General features: G+C 78.1%; 2 protein-coding genes and 1 pseudogene. All 3 read right to left on the bottom strand.

The annotated features are described in order from the left end of the window. Window positions 1-141: 141 nt before the first annotated feature. The gene (locus tag ACYVKY_RS12090) at window positions 142-1,329 is read right to left on the bottom strand and encodes a DUF58 domain-containing protein (protein ID WP_460435239.1); all 1,188 of its coding nucleotides are present in this window, start codon (window positions 1,327-1,329) and stop codon (window positions 142-144) included. Then, window positions 1,326-2,279 carry an AAA family ATPase gene (locus ACYVKY_RS12085; protein ID WP_460435238.1) on the bottom strand — a complete coding sequence of 318 codons (954 nt, stop codon included), beginning with the start codon at window positions 2,277-2,279 and terminating at the stop codon, window positions 1,326-1,328. The genes ACYVKY_RS12090 and ACYVKY_RS12085 overlap by 4 nt, the downstream gene beginning before the upstream one ends. Continuing rightward, a pseudogene (locus ACYVKY_RS12080) lies at window positions 2,276-2,921 on the bottom strand (hypothetical protein); the annotation flags it as partial. The pseudogene ACYVKY_RS12080 and the gene ACYVKY_RS12085, both read right to left, overlap by 4 nt.

The following is a 2,921-nucleotide window of genomic DNA, read 5'->3' as shown; positions in this document are numbered from 1 at the left end:
CGGCCGCGACGACCGCACCGGGCAGCACACCGGCCACCAGCACCGGCAGCAGCAGCGCCCGGGGATCGCCGCACGCGCTCGCCAGCGCGCCCGCCGCCGCCACGACCACCACCGCGTCGAGCAGGGCCAGCAGCCGGGGCCTCACGGCCGTCCCACGGTCAGCACGACGGCGCCGCCCGCGGCACGGACGCCGGTCGCGCCGTCGGGGGTGCACAGCACCAGCACCGTCCCGGTGCCGCGACGGGCGGCCAGCCGCACCAGGTCGGGGTCGCCGCTGCCGGACACCACGACGAGCGCCTGGGAGGCGTCCGCGCGGAACAGCTCGGCCGAGGCGACGCTTCGCGCGGACGACGGCGGCGCCGCCGCCGGTACCAGCGTCAGCAGGTCGGCGTCGTCGCGGGCGCCGAGCCGGCGGCAGGCCGCCACGTCGAGGCCGGGGACGTCGAGCGCGGCCTCGCGCGCCCAGGACGAGCGGGCCAGCGCGAGCGTCGAGGCGGTCAGCCGCACGACGTGCTCGACGGTCGCGAGCGCCTCGTCCTCGGCGACGCCCTCGGGGCGGCGGGGGTCGCACACCACCCGCACCTGGGTGCGCCGCCCGGTGGCGCGGTCGACCACCATCAGCCGGCCGCGGTGGGCCGTCGCGCGCCAGTGCACGCGGCGCGGGTCGTCGCCCACGGCGTAGTCGCGGACGGCGAGCACGTCCTCGTCGCCGCCCGCGGTGCCCTGCGACCCCTCCGACAGCAGCTCCGGCACCCGGGAGGTGAGCAGCGCCGGCAGCGCGACCACCGCGGGCTGCACCCACAGCACGGTGGGCTCGCTCAGCCGCCCGCGCACGACCCAGGTGCCGAACGGGTCGGTGCGCTCGCCGCGCAGGCCGGCCAGCACGTAGCGCCCCCGGCGCGCGGCCGGCACCGGTGCGTGCACGGTGCGCTCGGCCCCCGGCGCCAGCGACGGGACCCGCACCCGGATCCGGCGCGCCGCGCCGGCCAGCTGCTCGGCCGCGGTCAGCGGGACGCTGCGCCACCGCCCCACGTTCTCGGCCCGCACCCGGACCAGCGCGGGCACCTGCTCGGGCACGCGGTCCTGCACCAGCGCGCGGTCGAGCCGCACCGACGACGGGACGCCCACCAGCACGAGCCCGAGCAGCAGCAGCGCCGCGCAGGTGGCGGCGGGCAGCCACAGCGCCGTCCAGCCCAGGCCCCAGGCGCCGGCCGCACCCGCCACCGCGGTGACCAGCAGCGCGAGACCCCGTCCGGTCGGACGCGGGACGCCGACCTCCGGCGGCGGGGTGCGGGTCGGGGCGAGCTCGCGCCCCGGACCGCTGGTCACCTGGCGACCCCGCTGGTGGGCGGCACCACCTGCTCCATCACGTCGCGCACGGCCTGCTCGCGGGTGTGCCCCGACAGCTCGCCGTCGGCCGACAGCAGCAGCCGGTGCGCCAGCACCTGCACCGCCAGGGCGCGGACGTCGTCCGGCACCACGTAGTCGCGGCCTGCCGTCGCGGCGCGCGCCTGCGCCGCCCGGACGAGCGCGAGGCTGGCCCGCGGGCTGGCCCCGAGCCGCAGGGCCGGGTGCGTGCGGGTCGCGCCCACCAGCGCGACGACGTCGTCGGCGACCTCCTGGTGCACGTGCACCGACGCCACCGCCTGCTGCGCACGACGCACGTCGTCGGGCGTGCACACCGGGGCGACCGGCACGTCGTCGGTGCGGCCGACGCGCGCCACGAGCAGACCCGCCTCGGTGGCTGCCGACGGGTACCCCACCTCGACCCGCAGCAGGAAGCGGTCGAGCTGGGCCTCCGGCAGCGGGTAGGTGCCCGCCAGGTCGACCGGGTTCTGCGTCGCCACCACCAGGAACGGCTGCGGCACCGGGTGCGACACCGAGTCGACCGTCACCTGGTGCTCCTGCATCACCTCGAGCAGCGCCGACTGCGTCTTCGGCGCCGCCCGGTTGATCTCGTCGGCCACCACCACGTGCGCGAACACCGGTCCCGGACGGAACTCGAACCGCCGCGCCGACTCGTCCCACACCGAGACCCCGGTGACGTCGCCCGGCAGCAGGTCGGGCGTGAACTGCAGCCGGTGCCAGGTGCCGCCGGTCGCCTCCGCGACCGCGCGGGCCAGCGTCGTCTTGCCGACGCCCGGGACGTCCTCGATCAGCAGGTGGCCGCCGGCGAGCAGGCAGGTGACGGCGTCGGCCACGGCCTCCGGACGGCCGACGACGGCGCGCTGGACGGCCTCGTCGATGCGGGCCGCGAGCTCGGCGACGGGGAAGGTCATGGGGTCGTCTCCTCGACGTCGACGCAGGCCGGCCTGACGGCCGGTGATTCGGACGGTGCGTCCTCGGTGGGGACGGCCGCGAGCACCTGCAGGCACAGCCTGCCTGGCGGAAGGCTGTCGAGCACGTGGCTCTGCTGGTCGCCGGGCAACCCGGACACCAGCACCGACCGCGCGCCATCGGTCACGTTGAGCACCGTGAGCCCCTCGGCCACGTCGGGTGCCTCGAAGGCCAGCTCGACGATCCCGGGCCCCGTGGGCGTGGCGACGACGTCGACTGCCACGCTGGTGAAACCGGCTGGTGCCGTGGCGGTCCCGCCCGGTTCAGGTGCGGTCAGGTAGCGGACCAGCATCCCGCCACCGACGGCCAGCACGAGCACGACGACCGCGGCGACGACCCAGGGCCAGCGGCGTCGGCGGCGCGGCGGGGCCTCGGGCTCCGCGGCGGTCGGCAGCACCCGCCCCAGCCGGGTGCTCGCGGCGTCGTCGTCGACCGGGTCCGCGGCGGGTGCCGAGAACGCCTTGTCCGCAACGGGTTTCGTCTCCGACACGGCGGCCGGCGGGGCCGCCGGCTCGACGGCCTGCGCCGCTCCGGCGCCGACGCGCCCGAGCCGGCCGTGACCGTCGGCGACCTCGTGGTCGACG

Source organism: Angustibacter speluncae (assembly GCF_054777815.1).
This window is presented reverse-complemented; position numbering and strand designations above follow the sequence as displayed.